Annotated in this window: 25 protein-coding genes and 1 pseudogene; 18 read left to right on the forward strand and 8 right to left on the reverse strand. The window is 44.2% G+C overall.

From position 1 onward, the window contains the following. The 4 genes from AACW75_RS14615 to AACW75_RS14630 all read left to right on the forward strand — a co-directional run. Window positions 1–505 (forward strand): transposase (locus AACW75_RS14615; protein WP_237297849.1); only part of this gene is annotated, 505 nt, incomplete at its 5' end. A 415-nt stretch (window positions 506–920) separates the two neighbouring features. Next, entirely contained in the window at window positions 921–1,730 is an 810-nt protein-coding gene (locus tag AACW75_RS14620) for a ferredoxin--NADP reductase (protein WP_145572217.1), read from the forward strand. Between the two features lie 79 nt (window positions 1,731–1,809). After that, window positions 1,810–2,142 (forward strand): DUF1971 domain-containing protein, encoded by a 333-nt coding sequence (locus tag AACW75_RS14625; protein ID WP_017072581.1) that lies wholly within the window; start codon window positions 1,810–1,812, stop codon window positions 2,140–2,142. A 222-nt stretch (window positions 2,143–2,364) separates the two neighbouring features. Then, window positions 2,365–3,357 carry a 2-hydroxyacid dehydrogenase gene (locus AACW75_RS14630; RefSeq protein WP_017072582.1) on the forward strand — a complete coding sequence of 331 codons (993 nt, stop codon included), beginning with the start codon at window positions 2,365–2,367 and terminating at the stop codon, window positions 3,355–3,357. Between the two features lie 119 nt (window positions 3,358–3,476). Here AACW75_RS14630 and AACW75_RS14635 read toward each other — a convergent pair whose 3' ends face one another. The 3 genes from AACW75_RS14635 to AACW75_RS14645 form a co-directional block, all read right to left on the reverse strand. Then, window positions 3,477–4,349 (reverse strand): patatin-like phospholipase family protein, encoded by an 873-nt coding sequence (locus AACW75_RS14635; protein ID WP_145572218.1) that lies wholly within the window; start codon window positions 4,347–4,349, stop codon window positions 3,477–3,479. 234 nt (window positions 4,350–4,583) lie between these two features. Then, window positions 4,584–6,035 carry a catalase gene (locus AACW75_RS14640; RefSeq protein WP_145562545.1) on the reverse strand — a complete coding sequence of 484 codons (1,452 nt, stop codon included), beginning with the start codon at window positions 6,033–6,035 and terminating at the stop codon, window positions 4,584–4,586. A 287-nt stretch (window positions 6,036–6,322) separates the two neighbouring features. Beyond that, on the reverse strand, window positions 6,323–7,525 hold the full coding sequence (locus tag AACW75_RS14645) for a glycerate kinase (RefSeq protein ID WP_145572219.1): 1,203 nt from the start codon (window positions 7,523–7,525) through the stop codon (window positions 6,323–6,325). A 422-nt stretch (window positions 7,526–7,947) separates the two neighbouring features. On the opposite strand from AACW75_RS14645, the gene yiaK reads away from it, so the two are divergent. From yiaK to AACW75_RS14710, 13 genes are all read left to right on the forward strand, one after another. Continuing rightward, window positions 7,948–8,949: a 3-dehydro-L-gulonate 2-dehydrogenase gene (gene yiaK, locus AACW75_RS14650; protein WP_017072586.1), complete on the forward strand. Its 1,002-nt coding sequence runs from the start codon at window positions 7,948–7,950 to the stop codon at window positions 8,947–8,949. Between the two features lie 24 nt (window positions 8,950–8,973). After that, window positions 8,974–9,462: a TRAP transporter small permease gene (locus tag AACW75_RS14655; protein WP_012600147.1), complete on the forward strand. Its 489-nt coding sequence runs from the start codon at window positions 8,974–8,976 to the stop codon at window positions 9,460–9,462. Further along, window positions 9,462–10,742, forward strand: a complete 1,281-nt coding sequence (locus AACW75_RS14660) for a TRAP transporter large permease subunit (RefSeq protein WP_017072587.1) — start codon at window positions 9,462–9,464, stop codon at window positions 10,740–10,742. The genes AACW75_RS14655 and AACW75_RS14660 overlap by 1 nt, the downstream gene beginning before the upstream one ends. 21 nt (window positions 10,743–10,763) lie before the next feature. Further along, window positions 10,764–11,738 (forward strand): DctP family TRAP transporter solute-binding subunit, encoded by a 975-nt coding sequence (locus AACW75_RS14665; protein ID WP_017072588.1) that lies wholly within the window; start codon window positions 10,764–10,766, stop codon window positions 11,736–11,738. Window positions 11,739–11,832: 94 nt separating this feature from the next. Continuing rightward, on the forward strand, window positions 11,833–12,543 hold the full coding sequence (locus AACW75_RS14670) for an L-ribulose-5-phosphate 4-epimerase (RefSeq protein ID WP_017072589.1): 711 nt from the start codon (window positions 11,833–11,835) through the stop codon (window positions 12,541–12,543). Between the two features lie 10 nt (window positions 12,544–12,553). Next, window positions 12,554–13,402, forward strand: a complete 849-nt coding sequence (locus AACW75_RS14675; RefSeq protein ID WP_145572220.1) for a Cof-type HAD-IIB family hydrolase — start codon at window positions 12,554–12,556, stop codon at window positions 13,400–13,402. Between the two features lie 48 nt (window positions 13,403–13,450). After that, on the forward strand, window positions 13,451–13,939 hold the full coding sequence (locus AACW75_RS14680) for a YhcH/YjgK/YiaL family protein (RefSeq protein ID WP_145572221.1): 489 nt from the start codon (window positions 13,451–13,453) through the stop codon (window positions 13,937–13,939). Next, on the forward strand, window positions 13,939–15,432 hold the full coding sequence (locus AACW75_RS14685; RefSeq protein ID WP_145572222.1) for an FGGY-family carbohydrate kinase: 1,494 nt from the start codon (window positions 13,939–13,941) through the stop codon (window positions 15,430–15,432). The genes AACW75_RS14680 and AACW75_RS14685 overlap by 1 nt, the downstream gene beginning before the upstream one ends. Continuing rightward, window positions 15,425–16,132: a 3-keto-L-gulonate-6-phosphate decarboxylase UlaD gene (locus AACW75_RS14690; RefSeq protein WP_261378914.1), complete on the forward strand. Its 708-nt coding sequence runs from the start codon at window positions 15,425–15,427 to the stop codon at window positions 16,130–16,132. Before AACW75_RS14685 ends, AACW75_RS14690 begins: the two co-directional genes overlap by 8 nt. Before the next feature lie 7 nt (window positions 16,133–16,139). Next, window positions 16,140–16,898 (forward strand): IclR family transcriptional regulator, encoded by a 759-nt coding sequence (locus AACW75_RS14695; protein ID WP_017072594.1) that lies wholly within the window; start codon window positions 16,140–16,142, stop codon window positions 16,896–16,898. A gap of 9 nt (window positions 16,899–16,907) precedes the next feature. Further along, entirely contained in the window at window positions 16,908–17,777 is an 870-nt protein-coding gene (locus AACW75_RS14700; RefSeq protein ID WP_145572223.1) for an L-ribulose-5-phosphate 3-epimerase, read from the forward strand. A gap of 10 nt (window positions 17,778–17,787) precedes the next feature. Further along, window positions 17,788–18,111, forward strand: a complete 324-nt coding sequence (locus AACW75_RS14705) for a hypothetical protein (protein ID WP_017072596.1) — start codon at window positions 17,788–17,790, stop codon at window positions 18,109–18,111. Between the two features lie 89 nt (window positions 18,112–18,200). Then, window positions 18,201–19,400 carry an MFS transporter gene (locus tag AACW75_RS14710; protein ID WP_145572224.1) on the forward strand — a complete coding sequence of 400 codons (1,200 nt, stop codon included), beginning with the start codon at window positions 18,201–18,203 and terminating at the stop codon, window positions 19,398–19,400. Between the two features lie 185 nt (window positions 19,401–19,585). Here AACW75_RS14710 and AACW75_RS14715 read toward each other — a convergent pair whose 3' ends face one another. The 3 genes and pseudogenes from AACW75_RS14715 to AACW75_RS14725 all read right to left on the reverse strand — a co-directional run bounded on the left by AACW75_RS14715 (window position 19,586) and on the right by AACW75_RS14725 (window position 20,840). Beyond that, entirely contained in the window at window positions 19,586–19,723 is a 138-nt protein-coding gene (locus AACW75_RS14715; RefSeq protein ID WP_017072598.1) for a hypothetical protein, read from the reverse strand. A gap of 248 nt (window positions 19,724–19,971) precedes the next feature. Then, window positions 19,972–20,184, reverse strand: a pseudogene (locus AACW75_RS14720) (ribulose-phosphate 3-epimerase); the annotation flags it as partial. A gap of 56 nt (window positions 20,185–20,240) precedes the next feature. After that, complete coding sequence (locus AACW75_RS14725) at window positions 20,241–20,840, reverse strand: HAD family hydrolase (protein ID WP_145572226.1); 600 nt, start codon at window positions 20,838–20,840, stop codon at window positions 20,241–20,243. Window positions 20,841–21,086: 246 nt separating this feature from the next. Here AACW75_RS14725 and AACW75_RS14730 point away from each other — a divergent pair, with 246 nt between their 5' ends. After that, window positions 21,087–21,296, forward strand: a complete 210-nt coding sequence (locus AACW75_RS14730) for a hypothetical protein (protein WP_017072601.1) — start codon at window positions 21,087–21,089, stop codon at window positions 21,294–21,296. Between the two features lie 194 nt (window positions 21,297–21,490). On the opposite strand, the gene AACW75_RS14735 is transcribed toward AACW75_RS14730, so the two are convergent. Together AACW75_RS14735 and AACW75_RS14740 are read right to left on the reverse strand one after the other, a co-directional pair. Next, a complete protein-coding gene (locus AACW75_RS14735) occupies window positions 21,491–22,372 on the reverse strand; it encodes an L-ribulose-5-phosphate 3-epimerase (RefSeq protein WP_145572227.1) in 882 nt (293 codons plus the stop codon). 12 nt (window positions 22,373–22,384) lie between these two features. Next, a complete protein-coding gene (locus tag AACW75_RS14740; protein WP_102387944.1) occupies window positions 22,385–23,032 on the reverse strand; it encodes a 3-keto-L-gulonate-6-phosphate decarboxylase UlaD in 648 nt (215 codons plus the stop codon). Window positions 23,033–23,036: the final 4 nt, after the last annotated feature.

Here is a 23,036-nt window from a genome sequence, read left to right on the forward strand (position 1 = left end):
TTGCCGCCGATGGAAGCTGCACTTTGCAAAGAAAACGGCCAACGTGACGCCCACCATGACTTACCTCGGCCGATACCTAAAACGCCCACCTATATCGGCGTCGCGTTTACGACATAACTTCCAGGGAGGCTTGGTGACGTTTGATTACCTCAACCATAGGAATGGTCGGACGGAATCCCTCATTTTGAGTCCAAAAGCACTGATAGAGCGCATGATTGAGCATATTCCAGATAAGCACTTCAAAATGATTCGATACTTCGGTTTTCTATCAAACCGACGTCGTGGTGAGATGCTCCCTAAGATCTACGATGCCTTAGGCATCGCCCCTAAAGACGCACCTGAAATGCCCGGCTACGCCGCCATGTTGAAAGGATATGTGAAGGTTGATCCGTTTGAGTGCATTCTTTGTGGGCACCGTTTAACGTTTCTTCGCTTTAGGGCTGGGGAGCCGCTGTCAGAGCTGGTCCACCATGCTCTGGTTCAATCCCAAATCAGGTCAATTTAGGCATTTCGCAGGATGAGTGTATCTAAAATCCCGAAAACAGCATGAAAGTGTTCAACAAACACCCGTGTTTAGATTGTAGAGCAGAAGTTAGGTCAGTCAGGGACTTATTCTGACGAGAGTGAAGTTGCGATTGTTCAGGTAAGGAATCATTCAGATTCCTTACCTTTCAAGCTCAATTCAAAATTAGCCATAGCAAAGCCACCAAGACCTAACTTTCAAATAAGAATCTAAAAGACCATAAATGGTCATTAAGACTCTACTATAAGCGTGTGCTTTTGACTCTATTAAAAGAAACCCCCTCTTAACAATTCAGTATTGATAAGCATTCTCATTATTGGCATGGTACATGCAACTCCAAAAAGTAAGATAGTTGAGTATCCTTAATGAGATAACTTCTCTACATAAAGGTGATGATATGACAGATATTCCTCATGGTTTGGTAACAGGAAAAGTAACACACAAGACAGAGTGGACCGATCAATTGTTCTCGCTTCAAGTCAGTGCACCAGTCTCACCCTACCAAGCGGGCCAATTCACAAAGTTGGGTTTACTCAACAGTGAAGATGAGTTTGTTCGACGCGCTTATTCAATGGTGAATGCGCCAGAACACACAAAAGGTCATCAGCATTTAGAGTTTTTGATTGTTAAGGATCAAAACGGCCAGCTCTCTCCTCAACTTCATGAGTTGAAGGTCGGCGATGACATATTTGTCGGCAAAGACCCTAGTGGATTTATGACATTAGATGAGATCCCTGAGATCGCAGACGATCTATGGATGCTATCGACAGGAACCGCGGTTGGTCCATTTATCTCTATGCTCGAAAGTATGCAAATACAACAGCAGAAAGACACAGATGCGGGGTCAGAAAAAACAACTCAGTTCAACAATCTTGTGCTGGTTCACGCAGTAAGAACAGAACAAGACCTGACTTATCGAGATCGTATCACTCAGCTTGTCTATCAATTCCAAGGGAAACTAAAATATGTGCCAATTATTTCTAGAGAATCAATCACCGGAACATTGTGCGGACGAATCCCAAGCTTGTTACTTGGAGGCGACCTCGAGCGAGCCTCGTCTATCACTATCAACCAAAGACATAGTTTCTTCTATCTTTGCGGTAATCCCCAAATGGTTCGAGACACGAGCGAAGCACTAATATCGTTGGGATTACAAAAACACTTACGCAAGAAGCCAGGTCAATTTAGTAGCGAAAACTACTGGTAATAAAGTTAACAAGTATTGAGGGGCAATAGTGCACTTGATACGTCCATTACATAAAGTATGAAAGTCTGAGAGGTTTTATATGAGTCATTTACGTATTCCTTCACATTGGAAGATTCAACGTTCAACACCATTCTTCACTAAAGATAACGTGCCTGCCGCGTTAATCAGTCACCACAACACCGCAGAGGGTGTATTCGGTCAATTATGTGTTATGGAAGGTACAGTTACCTACCACGGTTTTGCGGACGCAGATGCGACAGAACCAGAAGTCACCGTAGTCATCAATGCAGGACAATTTGCGACAAGTCCTCCGCAATATTGGCACCGTATCGAACTTAGTGACGATGCTCAATTCAATATTAACTTCTGGTCAGAAAAAGAAACCAAGAAAATGTTTAATACTCGAAAGTAAGATCGATTCAATATGAATGAACTTATGAGCTAGCTACTTCGTAATGCGATTTTCAATGTTTAAAAAACGAAGAACAAAACCCAATTAACCATAATAATTACAATGGCTAATGGTGATAGACAAGACAAAAAAACTCTAGCACACTGAACAGAGTTATTAGTTTGAACCCGGTTTTAGATAATAAAATTTTGGGTCTTCACATTTTAGGTAAGAGAGGAAGCTATGCTCAACATTGCTTTTTTTAGCTCAAAGTCATACGACGAAAAATCATTCGAACTTGCAAAAGGCGAACTCAACGCTGAGTTTCATTTTCACGACTTTCGACTCACTACAACAACAGCAAAAATGGCGCACGACAACGAAGTCGTTTGTGCGTTTGTAAACGATGACCTATCGCGAGATGTGCTAGAGATTCTAGCAAAAGGCGGCACTAAGCTGATTGCGATGCGCTGTGCGGGCTTTGATAAAGTCGACTTAGACGCAGCCAAAGAGTTTGGTCTGCAAGTCGTCCGTGTCCCTGCTTATTCTCCAGAATCAGTAGCAGAGCACACGGTCGGTATGATGATGTGTTTGAACCGTAAACTACACAAAGCGTACCAACGTACTCGTGACGCAAACTTCTCTCTTGAGGGCTTGGTGGGCTTTAACTTCCACGGTAAAACTGTCGGTGTAATTGGTTCAGGAAAAATTGGCTTAGCGACGATGCGTATCCTGAAAGGTTTAGGCATGAACATCTTGTGCTACGACCCGTACCCGAACCCATTGGCAAAAGAACTGGGCGCTACATACGTAGAACTCGACGAGCTTTACCAAGAGTCAGACGTGATTTCTCTGCACTGCCCAATGAGCAAAGAGAACTATCACCTGTTGGATGCAACGGCATTTGGCAAAATGAAAGATGGCGTAATGATCGTGAACACCAGTCGTGGTGAACTGCTTGATTCAACTGCAGCCATTGAAGCGCTGAAGCAAAGCAAGATTGGCGCGCTTGGCCTTGATGTTTACGACAACGAGAAAGAACTGTTCTTCCAAGACAAATCTAACGATGTGATTGTGGACGATGTATTCCGTCGCCTATCCGCTTGTCACAACGTGTTGTTCACAGGTCACCAAGCCTTCTTAACTAAAGATGCTCTGTTCAACATTGCTAATACAACGCTAACCAGCGTCGATGCCTTTTTTACAGGCAACACCAGCGGCAACGAACTGGTTTAACAACAACTTGAGTTAATAGCAGACTGAGTTAGTAATAGACTCAATCTAGAAATAGAAAGCCACGCTAATTCTTAATGAACAGCGTGGCTTTTTGGGTTATGCCAATATCGAAAGCAGAGCTAGATGCAGAAATGGCAATCCTCGATGTCTAATCCATAGGTACCTTTTCTAATAGCCAGATGTTCTGCACCTGCCTTCACGCCCATATAATAGCCTGCGGCCAGAACAGTTTGATCCATGGTTAATCGCTTAACCGCGAACGCTTCAGGTGGCGCAATCACCTTGATGGTCGCATCTTTTGGTGGATTACGAATGAACTCCAAAGATTGGTTGTAGTTTTCAGCTCGCACAGCCATCGATTCTGCAATGTGAGGGAATTTCTTTAATAGTTTTTTCAGCATCCATTGGTGCTTTTGAGGCTTCATTCGGTAACTCAAAGGATGAGAAAGAATCACCGTAATGTCTCGTGCGCCGCGACGATAGGCTTCACGAACCGGAATTGAATCGGCTACACCACCATCGGTATAACAACCACCAGAGAAGCACGGCGTTTCGCGGTAAGCAATAGGTAAAGCGGTGGTCGCTTCCACAACGTTAGAAAGGTTTTCTGGCTTGATATGATAGTAGTCTGCACTGCCCGTATCGACATTTGTTACAGCAGCAATGAGTGGGATACTTGAAAACAGTTCACCACAATCTAGGGGATAACGTTGATTTGATTCATCCCACAACCACTTAACGTCCACCAAGTTACCCCCTTTGGCAAAGCGAGCAGGGTTAAAAAACGTCTTGTCAGTCGCCATCGTGGTAATCACATGATAGCTGCGTTTAGGCGCTTGAGATAAGTAACCAACAAGGTTCGACACGCCCGCAGAAACGCCAATAGCAAAATCATAAGGACGGAAATCGTCTTCCATAAAGGCGTCCAACACTCCAGCTGCGAAGATGCCTCTCATAGCCCCACCTTCAACGATTAATGCGCTTTTACTCATCTCAAACTCTATTACTTTATAAACTGATAGCCGTAGGATAATCCCGTCCATCTTATAAAGATAATGGGATATGTTTATCAATTCGATAGGTAAAAACTATCAATAGAAACCAAGCGAAATTTCAAGCAATTGGAGCGGCTAACTGAATAGATACCAACTAATACAAAGCATGATCAAAAAAGGCCATTGAGTGATTAACTCAACGGCCTTCGACTATTTAAACGAGTTTATTGATTACGACTTAAATTCGCTTACATCGATTTCAAGCAGTTTACCAATGCCTTCACCGTAAGCTGGATCGGCTTTGTAACAGTGTCTTAGGTGACGTAATTGAATCTCTTTTGGCACGCCGCCTAGGTTACGAGCAGTGTTATCAAACAGAATCGCTTGCTTTTCTGGTGTCATTAGGCGGAACAAGTCACCCGGTTGCGAGAAATAATCTTCATCTTCGCGATGATCCCAGTGTGCTGCTGCGCCATCAAGGTTCAATGCTGGTTCAGCGAAATCTGGTTGCTCAGCCCATTGACCTTCGTTGTTTGGCTCATAACCCAATGTGCTGCCAAAGTTACCGTCGACACGCATCGCGCCATCACGGTGGTAGCTGTGAACTGGGCAACGAGGAGCGTTCACTGGAATGTGCTGATGGTTAACGCCCAAACGGTAACGCTGTGCATCACCGTAAGCAAACAAGCGACCTTGCAGCATCTTGTCTGGTGAGAAGCTAATACCCGGAACCACGTTGGCAGGGTTGAATGCCGACTGCTCAACTTCAGCGAAGAAGTTTTGCGGGTTACGGTTCAACTCAAACTCACCCACTTCAATCAATGGGTAATCTTTGTGTGGCCAGATCTTAGTCAGGTCGAACGGGTTGTAAGACACTTTCGCTGCATCCGCTTCTGGCATCACTTGTACTTTCAGTGTCCATTTAGGGAAGTCTTGATTGTCGATGCTATCTAGTAAATCGCGTTGGTGGCTTTCGCGATCATTGCCAATCAATTGTCCGGCTTCTGCATCAGACAGGTTCTTAATACCTTGTTGAGATTTGAAGTGGAATTTCACCCAGAAACGCTCGTTGTCTGCGTTAATAAAGCTGAACGTGTGGCTACCAAAACCGTGCATATGGCGGTAAGTAGCAGGAATACCACGGTCACTCATTACGATGGTGACTTGGTGAAGTGCTTCAGGTAGAGAGGTCCAGAAATCCCAGTTGTTCTTCGCGCTGCGCATGTTTGTGCGCGGGTCACGTTTAACGGCGTGGTTTAAGTCTGGGAATTTAAGAGGATCACGAAGGAAAAATACTGGCGTGTTGTTACCCACCATATCCCAGTTGCCTTCTTCAGTATAAAACTTCAATGCAAAACCACGAATATCACGCTCCGCGTCCGCTGCGCCACGTTCGCCCGCTACTGTCGTAAAACGTGCAAACAGGTCGGTCTTTTTACCCACTTCAGAGAACAGTTTTGCCTTGGTGTATTTGGTGATGTCATGCGTAACAGTAAATGTACCGTAAGCGCCTGAACCTTTCGCGTGCATACGGCGCTCTGGAATGACTTCGCGGTCAAAGTGCGCCATCTTTTCTAAAAACCAAACATCTTGAAGAAGTTGAGGACCGCGTTTACCCGCAGTTTGAACATTCTGGTTATGAGCAACAGGACAACCCGCAGCTGTAGTTAGTTTTTTACTCATCATCAATTCCTTATTACCATTTAGGTACAGCATCTTTGCTGCACCTTCACTTCTGTATGGTGGTTATTCATCACACAAAACCACGCAGCAATTAAGGATATAGAATAAGCCTGACTCAAAGTAAAATATAATCGTTTGTAATTATCGTCATCATGGATAAAACCTATCAAGTTAATGATCTAAATCATAATCATTTAATATTGATAAGAATATTTACAATATAATAATCATGAACTTACAACACGCAGCAAACCAAAGCTAGGCGCAGCCTACCTTGTAGAAGCCCACTATTTTTGAGATATTTTGTGACCTAACCGTAAAGTCGCTGCGATATTTCTTGCCGTTCTTGTTAAGTTAAGCTCCGCCTCTTGTAATACTTTTTCTAAAGTTTGTGGCGATCTTACAGTCCCAAACAAGCTGCTCATTTCGCCGTAAAGCGCTTCTACTTCGGTGCCTAAAGATCCGGCAATTCCTATGGTTGGAATGCCCTGAAAGCTCGCACGTTTGGCAATGCCATAAGGTGTTTTTCCTTGCAGAGTTTGATTGTCCATCTGCCCTTCACCGGTAATCACAAGGTCGGCACCTTTCAACACATCATCGGCTTGCAAAACGTCCAGTACCATCTCGATACCGGGTTTAATTTGCATGTTGAATAGCAAACCAAGTCCCATCGGCGAGCCACCAGCCGCGCCATAACCAGCGCGCTTGTGAACGGGTTCATCGCCACTAACACAACCTTGCGATTCAGCAATTTTTGCAAAGTTCGCAAGTGCAGTATCAAGCATCAGTACTTGCTCGGGGGTCGCCCCTTTTTGCGGACCAAATATATGGCTGGCACCGTTATCGCCACACAATGGATTATCAACATCGCATGCCACAATCAACTCGACATCTGCGTAGCACGAATCCAAACCTGTAAGATCTATTGATGCTAATTCTGCAAGTGCAGCACCACCTCGGCCAAGCTCTTGTCCAGTACTATCTTGCCCTTTGCCATCTTGCCCTTTACTAATTAACAAGCGTCCACCTAACGCTTGAACAATACCTGCACCACCATCGTTGGTCGCACTGCCACCCAATCCTAAAATAATGCTCTCAGCACCTTGTTCAATGGCTTCTAAGATCAATTGCCCTGTACCAAATGAAGAAGCTATTAACGGGTTACGCTGTTCTGATTTAAGTAAATCCAAACCAGAGGCAGCGGCTATCTCAATTAAAGCCGTTTTCTTAGGATTCTGATCCGACGGTTCTAGCATTGCCCATTCTGCATTGACTGGTTGCCCTAACGGCCCTTCGACTTGGCTATGTCGCTTTTCACCAACAAGCCCTTGGAGCAATACATCCACAGTCCCTTCACCGCCATCGGCCAAAGGCAATGTTACGTATTCAGCGTCTGGGAAGATTTCACGAAAGCCCTTTTCGATACACGCTGCCACCGATACGGCAGATAAAGACTCTTTAAACGAGTCTGGTGCAATAACAATTTTCATAGTGTCGTTCCGTTAAGAGTTGTAGATGAGCTTAAAACAGAGAAATCCCATCAAATAGTATAAAACGCCCTCTACCAGAACAGCCCAAAACAACCATTTGTTGTGACGCTTCTTTTAGTTTCGACGACGGTAAAAGAGTGATCAGTAAAGTTACTGTTCACTAATCCCTCCGATTTTTGCAAAGTTGGGTCGAAACAATGTCCAATTTGCCACGGATATTTAATTGAAACCCAATATAGGTCACATCAATTGTTCCACATTACGGAATCTTTGAATCTTTTTGTTTCACTTTCTAACCAGTTAACAGTTATTAGAGAAAAACTTAATAAGAAATTATTTCATAACTTTGCTCACAGTATTTTTTCGGAATAATAACAATAATTGATTCCGTATTATGGAATTCAATTTATCGGAGAACACAGATGCCTTTAGTATCAACAGAAAAACTACAACAAGAATACGAGCGAATTCTTTTAGCTCGCGACATGAAACCAGAGATGGCAACCAAGCTTGCGGCTGGATTCGTAGAGATGGCAAATGAAGGCACTTACTCGCACGGCATCAACCGATTCCCTGTATTTATTGACCAAGTAGACAAAGGTCAAATCAAACTAAATGCAGAGCCAGAATGCGTAAACAGCATGGGTGCTTTAGAGCAATGGGATTGCAACTACGGCCCCGGTGTTCTTAACGGACTTATCTGTGCAGAACGAGCAATGGAACTAGCACGCGATTACGGCATTGGTATGGTCGGCATGCGTAACTCTAACCACTGGATGCGTGGTGGTGCTTATGTACTAAAAATGGCGCGCGAAGGTTTCGCAGGCATCGCTTCAACCAACTCTATTGCGGTAATGCCAGCATGGGGTGGTAAAGATCACCGTATTGGTTCAAACCCTCTCATCATGGCGGTTGCGGGCGATCCGCCAGTCGTTGTGGACTGCTCAATGAGCCAGTTTTCTTACGGCCAGCTACAAAACTTCGTACTTGCTGACAAAGAACTACCTGTTGTTGGTGGCTTTGACAACGAAGGTGAACTCACCAAAGACCCGCATGTACTTTGGGAAAACAAACGCCTACTTCCAATGGGTTTTTGGAAAGGTTCATCAATGGCAATCGTACTCGACATGATGCTAACGGCAATCACTGGCGGCCACTCAGTACCGGCACTAACTGAAGATATGGGTGGCGAGTTTGGTGTATCTCAATTCCTTATCGCTATCGACTTAAGCAAGACCATGGATCAAAGCACTTACGCACAAGAGATGAAGCGCATCCGCGATTACGTACTTGAGTCAGAGCCTGCAGAAACGGGTTCAGTGATGATTGCCGGTTCTGAAATTGAAAACTTCATCAAGAAACACGAAGCAGCTGGCGGCATTGAAATTAACGATGGAATTTGGGAACAAATTACGTCTCTGTAATTAGCCAAAGGTAGGGAAAGCTTTATGCAAAGTGTATTAAAGAGTATTTGGAAAAGTATCGATGTCATCATGGCGGTCATTCTGACCTGCATGGTTGCGCTCGTATTTACTAACGTAGTTTTACGTTATGGCTTTTCTTCTGGTCTTCGTCCCTCTGTAGAACTATCTCGCCTTGGTCTTGTATGGGTTGTCATGCTCGGTGCTGCCGTTGTGCTGCGCCGAGGTGAACACCTCGCTGTTGCGGAATTTTCTGAACGACTTTTCCCAAAAGCAGTACCCGTATTAAGACGCATCTGCTGGGTAATAGTACTGATTTCTGTAGGCATGCTTTACGTCGGGTCATACCGTCAAATGATGTCTAATTGGTCAGATATTTCTCAGCTTACAGGGCTTCCTTCAGCATTGTTTTACTTAGCCGGTGTGGTGTCAGGTTTGTTAATGGGCGTGATTGCCTTTATGCGAATCTTCAAGCCCGACTGGCAGCTAGATAGCTTAGATGAGGAGAAAGAATAATGACGTTAGCCATTTTCTTATCGGTATTGATTGTCTCAATCTTACTTGGTCTTCCTGTTGCATTTGCACTGTTACTGTCTTCAATGGCGCTGATGCTTCACATGGACTTCTTTAGTGCAGACATTCTTGCGCAGTCTTTAATTAATGGTGTCGACAGCTTCACTCTGCTTGCCATTCCATTCTTCCTCATTGCGGGTGAAGTCATGGCATCGGGTGGTTTGTCACAGCGTATTGTTCGCCTAGCAACCACTTACGTAGGACACCGTCAAGGTGGCTTGGGTTACGTTGCTATCATGACTTCGGTACTGCTTGCTGGCCTTTCTGGTTCAGCTGTAGCAGATGCAGCAGCCTTGGTCAGTATTCTTTACCCAATGATGAAAGCAGCGAAATACCCAGAAGCACCCTCAATGGGCTTACTTGCTTCAGGCGGTATCATCGCACCCGTCATTCCACCTTCAATTCCTCTGATCCTTGTCGGTGTTGCTGGCGGTATCTCGATCAAAAACCTATTCCTAGGCGGCATCGTTCCGGGTCTGTTAATGGGTATGACATTGATGTTTGTATGGCGCTGGACAGTTCGCAAAGAGAACCTAGCAACATCAGAAAAAGCGACAAAAGCAGAAAAGCGCGCAGCACTTAGAGAAGGTGTATGGGCCTTGATGCTGCCAGTCATCATCATTGTGGGTATTCGCTTCGGCATCTTTACACCAACAGAAGCCGCAGTAGTCGCCGCCACTTACGCAATCTTCATCTCTACGTTTGTGTACAAAGAGCTCTCGATTAAAAAGTTCTACCACATCGTACTGAACGCAGGTCGCTCGACCGCAATGGTTATGTTCTTGGTGGGTTGTGCAATGGTTGCAGCATGGCTAATTACTGTTGCTCAGCTTCCTCAACAACTCGCAGAAATGTTAGGTCCACTGGTGGATAGCCCACGCCTATTAATGGCAGTAATTATGTTGCTCGTACTTTGTGTCGGCATGGTTATGGACTTGAGCCCAACGATTCTAATCCTTGTACCCCTTTTAATGCCTGTCATCAAGATGGCTGGAATTGACCCAACGTACTTCGGCCTACTGTTCGTTATTAACTGTTCAATTGGCTTGATTACGCCTCCTGTAGGCACCGTACTAAACGTAGTGTGTGGTGTAGCGAGAGTACCAATGTCGACCGCAGTGAAAGGTGTATTGCCCTTCATCGCAGCTTACATGGCTCTGCTCACACTGTTTGTCATCTTCCCAGGCATCATCACTGTGCCAATGTCGTTTGTCATTGGTTAATCCTCGACGGAGAAAATAATAATGAAAACCCTACTAAAACTCACTCTAATCGCATCCACAATCGCTATGAGCGCTAACGCTTTTGCCGCTACGACTCTAAAACTGGCGCACGCTGCACCAGAGTCGGATTTGCAACAAGACCTATCTTTGTTCTTTAAGAAGGAAGTTGAAGCTCGTTCAAACGGCGAAATCAAAGTAAACATCTACCCACAAGGTCAATTGGGCAGTGATAAGCAAATGATTGATGGTTCACGTGCTGGCATCGTTGATTTAGCGATGGTTGGCTTGAACAACTACAACGGCCTAATGCCTGAATCAGCAGCCTTCACTCTGCCGTTCATGTTCCCAGATCGTCAAACAGCATACAAAGTACTGGACGGCGAGCCGGGTAAAGAAGTGTTAGCGAACTTTGAAAAATTCGGTCTTAAAGGTCTTGGTTTCCCTGAAAATGGTTACCGCAACATGACCAACAACGAAAAACCTATTCGTGTTCCTTCAGATGTTGAAGGCCTACAAATGCGTGTGAATGGCTCGAAAGCGCTAAACGACATGTTCAATGAGCTCGGTGCTAACCCGCAGCAACTTCCAGTATCTGAACTTTATACTGCACTTGAAACAGGCGTTGTTGACTCTCAAGACCACCCAATTTCTGTAACGCTGTCTTTCAAATTTGATGAAGTACAAAAGTACCTAAGCCTTACACAACACGCATACTCGCCACTGGTTCTTACTATGAACCTACGTAAGTTCGACAAGCTAACGGATGAAGAGCAAAAAATCATTGAAGAAGTCTCTGCAGAAGCAGTTGCAATGCAACGTGAGCTAAGCATCCAGAAAGAAGACAAGATGATTGCTCAACTAGAAGCGAACGGTATGCAAGTTAACCGTGACGTTGATGGCGCAGCTTTCCAACAAGCTATCCAACCGGTTTGGAGCGCTTACATCGAGAAAAATGGCGATGTGATGATCAACAAGATCAAGCTAGCAGCTAAGTAACGCGATGGAGTGCGATTGCCTAGTCCTCTTTTAATTAGGGAATTTAGCTAGGCAATCCGCTCGTCATTAACTCAATACAACATGGGCAAACACAATGTCTCAAGAACAACAAACATACCAAGAATTAAAAGAACGCGTGTTCGCAGCAAACTTGCAACTTCCTAAATATGGCTTAGTGACTTTCACTTGGGGCAATGTCTCTGAAATCGATCGCGAACGTGGCGTGATTGCAATCAAACCGTCAGGTGTTGAATACGATGTAATGACGGCAGATGACATCGTTGTTCTGGATTTAGAAGGCAACCGCATTGAAGGCAAGCTGAACCCTTCAAGCGACACGGCTACGCACGTTGAACTTTACAAAGCCTTCCCAACCATTGGCGGCATTGTTCACACACACTCTCGCAACGCCACCATTTGGGCACAAGCCGGCCGAGACATTCCAGCGCTTGGAACCACACATGCCGATTACTTCTACGGTGATGTGCCTTGTACTCGCCTGCTAACGAAATCTGAGATCGAGTCTGACTACGAGAAAAACACTGGCTTAGTGATTATCGAAGAATTCAAGCAACGCGATATCGACCCACAGGCAATGCCAGGTGTCATCATCGCAGGACACGCACCATTTACATGGGGCAAGGATGGTTCAGACGCTGTGCACAATGCTGTGGTAATGGAAGAGATTGCAGCCATGGCAACAGCCACTCGTGCTATCAGTCCAGAAGCCGCCATTCAACCAGAGCTACTCGACAAGCATTACAACCGTAAACACGGTAAGAATTCATACTACGGACAGAAGTAAGGCCTCGCACATGCATAAGTCATCACCGCATAAGTTGTATAAGCATAAGCTACTGGCTCTCGATCTCGATGGGACGGTGCTCAACTCGCAGCACACGATTAGCCAAGAGTTAGTCGAAGCCATCAAACAAGTCGCTCAACACACTCATGTGGTTATCGTTACGGGTCGCCATCATGTCGCGGCAAAACCTTATTACGATCAGCTTGGTTTATCGACTCCAATAATTTGTTGCAATGGCACTTACATCTTTGATTACCAGAACGATACGGTCATTCAAGAAAACGCCATCGACAAAGAAATTGCGGCTGAGTTTATCATCCTATCCCAGGCTCATGATCTGAAGATGGTGATGTATGTGCGTGATGCAATGCTCTACTCGAGAGCACGCCCTATTGAATACATGGAAGCGCTACTGACGTGGTCTCAAACCTTTCCAGAAAGCCAGCGACCCAACATTCAAAAGGTCGACGACTTCCAACATGAAGCTCAAATCTCAGACTATGTGTGGAAGTTTGTCGTTGAAGGTGAAGTAAACACATTCGCAGAGATTCCCTTCGTTAAAGATAACTTCAATGGCGAACGTTCTTGGGTTGATCGCGTTGATTTCGCAGCAACAGGCAATAGTAAAGGTAATGCATTGACTCGCTACATTGAGCCGCTCGGTATCAGCCTAGAGCAGTGTGTCGCGATTGGTGATAACCACAATGACATTTCGATGCTTAAAGCTGCAGGGCTTGGCATCGCAATGCAAAACGCAGATGACACCGTAAAAAGCTCAGCCAACCTGATCACGCCTAAAAACAATGACGATAAGACAGGGTTAGCGATGCTTTTACAAGACCTATTTGGTGCCCATTAATTTAAAGCATCGGCTTTATTAAGCTGTTTATATTTAAAGAGAATTTTTATGTTAGTCGGAAATACTCAACCTACGCAGATCAGCAAGTCGTACCCTGTCGTTATTCAAAACGTGCTTGAGTACTTGAACAGTCTCGACCAAGAAAAACTCGCATTAGGTCGCCACGAGCTTCCTGGCTTTGATTCAAAACAGGCATGGTTTGTTGTATTGGAATACGACAAAGAACCTTTAGGAAACTTCCAACCTGAAGTCCATAAATACCATTCTGATCTACAGATAATTCTTAAAGGTTCTGAAGTGATGGCATGGGCTATAGACACTGGCGAACACAGCAACGCGCAGCCTTATAACCAAGAACGTGACCTTCAGTTTTACGAATACCCAGGAATTGAACTCAGCTTCATTCATGCAAAACGCAGTCAATTTTATTTATTCACGCCAAATATCGTGCATATCACCAATATTGAAAATGATGACAGCCAACCGGTAAGAAAACTGGTGGTGAAGATTCACAACGATTTACTGGAAGCCAAATAATGAATTACTACATTGGAATTGATTCTGGCGGGACTTTTATGAAAGCCGCGTTGTTTAACGCAAAAGGTGAACAACAAGGTCTTGCCCGCGTATCGGCGAGCGTCATCAACGAAAAACAAGGTTGGGTAGAACGCGACCTAAACGCACTATGGGGTAACGCTGTCGATGTCATTAAGCAGCTTTTAGAGGCTACTAAAGTAGAAGCAACCTCTATCAAAGGCTTGAGCATTTCAGCCCAAGGCAAAGGCGTTTACCTTCTTGATAAAAAAGGACAAAACCTTGGCCACGGCATTATGTCTTCTGACTCTCGCTCACTGCCTATCGTTAAAGAGTGGCTAGATCAAGGCAAAGCACAAGAGATCTACCCGACGACGCTACAGACACTTTGGACAGGTCACCCTGTATCGATCATTCGCTGGATCAAAGAGAACGATCCTGAACGATACAACAACATTGGCGCAGTGATGATGTCTCACGACTACCTTCGATACCGCTTAACGGGCGAAGTCGCTGCAGAGCTCACCAATATTTCAGAGAGTAACTTTTTCAACTCCATTACTGGTGAGTATGACAAAGCACTTCTAGAAACCTTTGGCATCGAAGAAATTTGGGATGCGCTACCACCCGTTGTAAAACCTCAACAGCAAGCAGGGAAAATCACTGCGGCCGTTGCTAATGAAACTGGCCTAGCAATAGGTACACCTGTGTTCGGCGGTTTGTTTGATGTGGTGTCTACCGCGATATGTTCTGGAATCAACTCTTCAGAAGATACCCTGAATTACGTAATGGGAACATGGGCGGTAACGTCTGGCATATCAAAGGAAGTCACGCAAGAAAGCCACAACTTTGTTTACGGCCATTACGCCGTCGATAACGAGTACATTATTCATGAGGCGAGCCCGACTTCAGCGGGTAACTATGAATGGTTTGCTGACTACCTTGGTGAAAATGGCCAGCTTAACCACCAGCAAAATCAAGCCTTAGTGGAAGCATTAGACCCGGCATCAAGCAGTGTCTACTTCGTACCATTCCTTTACGGCTCTAACCAAGGACTCGGCCTAAAATCAGGCTTCTATGGTCTGCAATCACACCATACCAAAGGCCACCTAATTCAAGCGATTTGGGAAGGCATTTTATTCTGTCACAACATTCACCTTGAACGTATGTGTCAACGCTTTCCAAAAGCCAACATACTGAAAGTGACAGGCGGACCAGCATCTAGTCCTGTATGGATGCAAATGCTGGCGGACCTTACCGGAATGACCGTTGAAATATCAGACGTTGATGAAACGGGCTCATTAGGTGCCGCAATGATGGCAATGATCGGCGCGGGTGAGTTCGCTTCATTAGAAGAATGTACTCAAACCATCACTAATTCTGCGTCACGTGTCGAACCGAATCCTGAACACTACGACACTTACCAAAAGAAATATAGGCACTATCAAAAACTGGTGCAGTTGTTTAAACAATTTGAGGATGAAATGGATGCCTAGCACCGTATTAAAACCATCTAAATCTTTATTAGAATCATCTAAGCCCCTGTTCAAATCACCGAAGCCGTTGCTACAAATGGCACTTGATGCGACAGACATCGACACAGCATTAGCCTCAATTGAGCATGTTGCCGATAAGTTAGACGTAATTGAAATTGGAACTATTTTAGCCTTCGCTCATGGCGTAGACAGCGTAAGAACCCTACGAGAGAAATACCCAAATCACATCATTGTGTGTGACATGAAAATCACCGATGCCAGCGCTATTTTAACGCGTCTGGCGATGGATGCTGGTGCTAACTGGGTCACCGTCAGTGCGGCAGCACACATCGAAACTATCCGTTCAGCGAAAAAAGTAACCGATGAATTAGGCGGTGAAGTGCAAATTGAGCTGTACGGACACTGGACAATGGAAGATGCACAAGCTTGGTTCGACATGGGCATTAAACAAGCAATTTATCACCGTTCTCGTGATGCGGAACTTGCTGGTGTGAGCTGGACCGAAGAAGATTTACATAAAATGCAGAATTTATCGGATATTGGAATTGAACTATCCATCACTGGTGGTATTGTTCCTGACGATCTGCATTTGTTTAAGAATCTGTCTGCAAAGTCATTTATTGCTGGCCGAGCGTTAGCCGGTAGCAATGGACGTTACATCGCAGAAAACTTCCATATTGAAATAGGTAAACACTGGTAGCACATATATGAGTGAGCAAATTAAATCGTTGTCTAAAGCACTGACCGTATTGGAATTCCTTGGGAATTATCCTAATGGCGTTTCGCTACAAAAAGTGTCTGAAGGGACTGGCTTCAACAAGTCATCTGTCCACCGTATTTTAGCAACGTTTGAAGCCTCTGGTTATGTTGCTCAAATGTGTTCAGGTAAAGAATATCGCTTAACAATGAAGTTGGTTCAGCTTGGACACGCTGCCATCAACTCTGATGTCACTGGCACAGTTAAGCCATACCTATCTGAGCTACTCGACGATGTGAATGAGACGGTTAACTTTCTCTCTTTTGATGCTGACAACATCATTTTTAAAGACAAGTTTGAACCCGTTAACTCTTCCTTTAGAACTCGAACCTACGTAGGGCTGCATTCTCCAATGTACTGCTCAGCGGCAGGAAAATGTTACTTAGCATTTAGCTCTGAGAGCGTTCGAGAAACCTATTGGAAACGCAATGTCAGCACGATGAAGCCGTTAACTGAAAACACGATTCTCGACAAGTCTCAGTTTTTTGGTGTTCTCGATAAAATTAAGAGTCGTGGTTATGCGCTCGATGATGAAGAGAACGAAGCGGGTATTTCTTGTGTTGCTGTCCCTATTTTTGACAAGAACAATTCTCCTGTATACGCGGTTAGCGTCTCTTCGCTTACGCCAAAAATGAAAGCTCTCGGCTACGAAGAGATCGCTAGCAGAATTCAAGACATAACAACGCGTATAGAACAACAACTCTTTTAAGGAAAAAGAATGTTTGATTCTAAAAACAAATTCAGATTAGGTATTTACGAAAAAGCGATGCCAACCACCCTTACATGGGAAGAGCGTTTGATTCACGCCAAAGAAGCTGGCTTCGACTTTGTAGAAATTTCAGTGGATGAAACCGATGAGCGCCGCGCTCGTTTAGATTGGTCAGACGAAGAAATTTATGAGCTTCGCCGTCTATGTGAAAAGCACCAAATGCCTTTCCAATCCATGTGCCTAAGCGCACACCGTAAATTTCCGTTTGGCTCAATGGATGATGCTATTCGTACTGAGTCGCTGATCATCATGGAAAAAGCGATTTCATTGGCTTACAAGCTTGGTATTCGCTGCATTCAAATGGCGGGATACGATGTGTACTACGAGCCGCAATCGGCTGAAACACACGCTCGCTTCATTGAAGGTATGCAGCAAGCCACCAAAATGGCAGAACGCGCAGGCGTCATGCTGGGTGTTGAGATTATGGATACTCCGTACCTGAACTCACTGAGCAAGTTTGAAGTGTTAAAGCGAGAGATCCCATCGCCTTACTTCATGGCTTACCCAGATGTCGGCAATATTTCTGGTTGGAATTACGACGTGTGTACAGAGCTTAAGCTGAGCCGTGATCACCTAGTGCAAGTTCACCTAAAAGACACGCTACGAGTTTCAGAAACCTGCAAAGGTCAGTTCCGAGATCTTGTTATCGGCGAAGGTCAAGTCGACTTCCCTGCAATTTTCAAAACACTGGCTGAAATTGGTTACAGCGCACCATTAGTGATTGAAATGTGGGCACAAAACGACAACTGGTTAGACGATATCAAACAAGCAAAAGCAACATTAAAATCTATCGCTAACCAATCTGGCTTTGAACTGTAAGGGAACCACCATGACTATTTTTCGCACTGCTTTTTTCGAAGCTGATTTAACTGAAGAACAAAAACAAGACTTCTACCAATACATGGAAAACGAAGTAGCACCTATTATTCGCACATTCCCGAATAACCAAGGGCTAACACTAAATAAGCCAGAAGCGATTGAAGCTGAAAGCCATAAGAATTTACTGCTGATGATGCAACACAGCTACGAAAACGAATCAGTAATGGCAGCCGCTTTAGATTCTGAACAACGAATCAAAAGTATGCATGCGACCAAAGTGATCATTGAGAAATACAATATTCATGTTCATCACATCAATTTTGTGCGCGATTAACGGCTAAAAAGGCCATACACCGTAAAGTCTTAATCGAAAAGCAGAAGATCGTCTTCTGCTTTTTTTATCGCTATCGATAAGGAATCACTATGAGAGTATTCCTCTTAAAAGATGCCCCACTGGTCTTACTGTCGCTGATATTTTTTATCTGGGGTTTAATTACTGTTTCAAGTAACTCGCTAATTCCACATTACAAAGAAGCTTTCTCTCTCGACTATAAAATGGCGATGTTATTTCCCATGGCCTTTTTTATCACCCGAATCACGGTATCGCTTCCAACGTCATTCGTTATGGCAAAAATTGGCTATAGAACTACGCTGAAGTTCTGCTTGATATGGTGCCTACTGGGCTGTCTAGCCATGGCATATTTAGTACGAGGAGAAGAGCTTATTCCAACACTCATTGGGATCTTATTGATGGCCTCAGGTGTGTCAGCAATTCAAGTAGTGAGTTCACCTTACGTATCACTACTCTCGACACCCGATAAGAGCGTGATACGTCAAAGTGTGGCAACGGCATCGAACTCTGTTGGCACTGTGCTTGGTCCGCTAGTGCTTACCGCTGTCATTCTTGTGGCAGCAAGTTTTAACGTCGACAACACCGCACATCAAGTTTCGTTTCTGTTCTTACTCATCGCCCTGTTCTTTTTCGGCTTACTGATATTTTTTAGCAAAATGACGCTCCCAGATATCAAACCAAAACAGATGACTGGATTTTGGCGAGGGTTAGCCATCCTGATTAAAAATCACCAGTTCATGAAATTGGCGTTAGTACTATTGTTGTATATTGGTGTCGAAGTCAGTTTTGGTACTTTTACTATTGCGTACCTTGCTGACCAGCAATATGGCGACCTTGGTTTGGTATTCGCAACACAGATCATCGCTCTTTATTGGGTATTGATGTTTGTCGGAAGAGTGTTATTCGCCAAGTTCGGAAGCACAGTAAATAAGCACTATCTCTTCTCATTGTCTTGCGTTATTGCAGCTTTGATTAGCGCCGTTGCGGTCTATCAAAATTATGTTTGGATTGGCTATTTGATGCTTGTCGTAGGGTTATGTAATTCTGCGCTCTACCCTATCATTTACGCACAAGCGCTACATGCCTCAGGTAAGCAAAACTCACAAGGGGCAGCAATTCTCATTATGTGTTCAATTGGAGGGGTTGTTTTACCATTCGTACAGGCGAGTTTGATTGATGAGCTTTCGCTGAGCACGAGTTATATTGCGCCCGCATTAGCGTATGTATTGATGATAGTTTTGTACTGGTCTAGCTTAAAGCATCGTATTTGAACTAATTGAAGGAGCGCACTAAAGCAAAGCACTTCAACAAGTAATAGATAACTGGTTTAGTTAGGAAATCGGCCAGGAAGGCCTAGAAGGTATAAAATAGGTTACTGCTGTTTCAATGTTAAGTCGTATCAGTGAATGGTGATTCACCATCACTGATCACAATTAACGTCGGTTTATCTAAGAGATTAAACCCAAGCAGAAGCAACAAGTAGGATGATTGCACCCATAAGAGCCGTCGATTTTGCAAAGAAAAGAACTTCGTTCATTACAGAAGGTTTTACCAATACTTGGCTGCTTTCATTTGTGATTACTGTAGCATTCATTCTTCATTCTCATCGTTATGTGATCTTAGGTTGATTTTGCGCCGTTATGTGACCAAAGTCAATGTTATGTGTAGTTTTATTACACAAAAATCTTGCCGCGCGGTTGATGAAAACTGATGAATTTAAAACGTTCAAGCCTTGTTTACTTTTGTATACCCTTTCTGAAAATTAACTTTTATTGAGCACAAAAAAACTCGAAGCCTCCATAACGGAGCACTTCGAGCCTATGTATAGCTGATGATTAGAACTTATTTCAATTGAGCTAACTCAGATCTCATCGCACCAATTGCCCGCTGATAGTCTTCACTATCAAAAATAGCAGACCCAGCAACGAACATATCGGGCCCCGCTTCAGCTATCTCTTTTATGTTGTTAACTTTCACACTACCGTCGACTTCTAAACGAATATCTCGACCTGATTCATTAATGCGCGTTCTGATTGAACGCAACTTATCGAGGGTGCGATAAGATATTGTTCCATTTGTTTCCTAGTTATTTTTGTATCGTTAAATTCTGTTTAGCTCGCAGGAACAAACTTAGTTATCTGTCCGTTTTCAACCATGTAGCAATCCATGCCTGCCGATGTCGCCGCGTGCTGACCAATGATCGTATCTTCAAACACCACACAATCGCTCGGGTCGAGCTCTAACTGGCTAGCAACTTTCAAAAACGTATCTGGGTTTGGCTTATGATTCTCTACGTCATCCGAAGTGACAATCGTGCGTATCATTGATGGGATGTCGGTCGTCTTTAGGATTGCTCTTGCATGTTTTGCCTGAGCGCCAGTGCCGATACCTATCTTTTTCAACTGATACTGTTGCTGTAAGAGTGCATAGGTTTCTGGAATAAGATCCCCTTTGTGCTCAATAGCCTCAAAGTTAGCGATTTTGTCCGAAGTAATTTGTTGAGCATCAAGGGCTAGATCATAACGCTTGAGGATCTCTTGAGTGACCTTTCGTGATGGCATCCCACCAAGTTGATCCAACCACTCTTTGTCGTAGGGAATATCAAACTTCGTGCAAGTCTGTTTCCATGCATGGGCGTGCGCCACCATAGAATTGACCAACGTTCCGTCGAGATCAAAAATAATTCCTTTATATTTATCTAACTTTGGCATCCTCAATCTCTCGTCTTGTTTTGAGACTCATACTACTAATCACCATACATAAAACCTATTCATGATCGCCTTAATATGATCTTATTCAACAATCCGACAATTAAACGAAGTGATGCAATAAAAGCCGTTGTTTTACTATTGAAATCATATTTTGAGCACATCTCACCCATTTTTACTTAAACCAAGTAGAGTTGCATAAATTGAAGATGATATAGTCCACGAAAATCAAACATCTTGGACATCATCATGCACTCTAGCGACATCATTAAATTGGCAAATTTGGGCGTAAACATCGAAATTACAAAAGAGTCTTCATTACATCCTTCAGACGCGTTAGAAGTAGTAAAGATTGTTGCTGAAATCGGTAGCCAAATCACCATCAAGAAAAAGTACCACACAGACTACCTAGTTCAGATGGCTGAAGTAGGCCGTGACCATGTGACGATTGCTGTTTAAACATCGCTTTTTCTAAACACGATTTGTTGGGAACTAACAAACTATTTAGAAGAAAAAGCAAAGCATCACATAGCTATAAAAATGCAGCATATTGGGGGCAATATGCTGCATTTTCTCTTCCTATTCTGAGCATGTAGAACGCGAAGAGAAACTGGCTAGTCGTTGATAGCGACGGGTTAGTTAGTAACGACTGGTCAATGGTCGAACAATATCGGTACGCCCGTTTGAACACAAACCTCATTCAAACGCTTTTGCGCCGTGAGAATATTCTCTTTCCAACGCTCATCCTGGGCCCACATCTCAATCACGAGTGGTACGACACATTCTGTCTCTTTCAACGTTTCAAAAATTGCGTTGAAGTCCACTTCACCGTCACCAATAACCAGATCTCGGAACTGCCCTTTGTACTCATCCGTTACTCGATAAGTGTCTTTGAGATGAATTTGAGTAATACGAGGTTTACTCAGTTTCAGCTCAGTCACGATGTCATAGTTCCAGCCAGAGATGTTGCCAACGTCAGGGTATGCCGTTAAATAAGGTGAGTTTATCTCTCGACTCAGCACTTCAAATTTACTCAAAGAGTTTAGGTAATCAGTATCCATGATCTCGACAGCAAGCATAACGCCCGCTCTTTCGGCCAATTGTGCTGAAAGCTTCATGCCTTCAATGAACCTCTGATGGGTCACCTTATCCGCAGGCTCGTAGTAAACGTCATACCCAGCGAGTTGAATGGTACGAATGCCCAATTTGTAAGCCAACGAGATCGCTTTCTCCATATGGATGACAGCTTGTTCTCGAATCGCAGGATCTGATGAACCAAAGGGGAACTTGCGATGCGCGCTCAAGCACATCGATTGCAACGGCACGCCGTACTTTTCGCAAAGGCGACGCAAGGCATACACTTGATCGTCATTCCAATCTAAACGGCTTCGACGCTCGTCTGATTCATCCACCGATATCTCTAGAAAATCAAAGCCGAGTTCTTTGGTTTGCTTAAGTTTATCTTCCCAACTGAGTTCGTTAGATAGGGCCTTTTCATAAAGCCCTACACGGTGGCGTAACAAGTTTTGATACATAACGCCCCTACCTTAGTTCCAGTAACGATTGATCTGAGCTTTTAATGCTTCAGCTGTTTCTTTACCTTTGTCACCAGCAAGTGCACGGCCTGCGATGAAGGTTTTTGCTTTAATACCTTCAAATAGGTAAATATCTTCAGGAACGATGCCGCCAGTAATAGACAGTTCGAGACCCAATTCAGACAATGCACGCATTTTAACAAGGTCTTCTTCTGTCCAACCTACACCGGCTAATTCAGCGTCACGAGAACGGTGGTAAATCGCTTGTGAGATACCTAAGTCTACCCAAGATTGAGCATCATCCATTGTCCAATTACCGTAGATCTCAATTTGGATTTCACCGTTAAACTCATCGGCTACTTTCTTACACGCGCCAATGGTCGCGATGTGTGCAGCAGCAGAAACCGTAATCCAATCAGCACCCGCTTCGAACGCCATACGCGCTAGAATAGCGCCGCCATCGGTGGTCTTCATGTCGCACACAAGGATATGGTCTGGGTGGTTCTTACGAAGCGTAGAAACCGCCGTCATACCTTCTGCAAACGCCAAAATAGTGCCGACTTCAATTACATCAACAAAACTTTCAACGTTGTTTGCCACTTCAATGGCAGCAGGAAGGTTTGTTTGGTCTAGAGCGATCTGAATCATTGGTTTAGTCATGTTG

The sequence above is a fragment of the Vibrio sp. L3-7 genome (genome assembly GCF_963898195.1).
In the GTDB taxonomy this organism is placed as follows: Bacteria; Pseudomonadota; Gammaproteobacteria; order Enterobacterales; family Vibrionaceae; genus Vibrio; species Vibrio echinoideorum.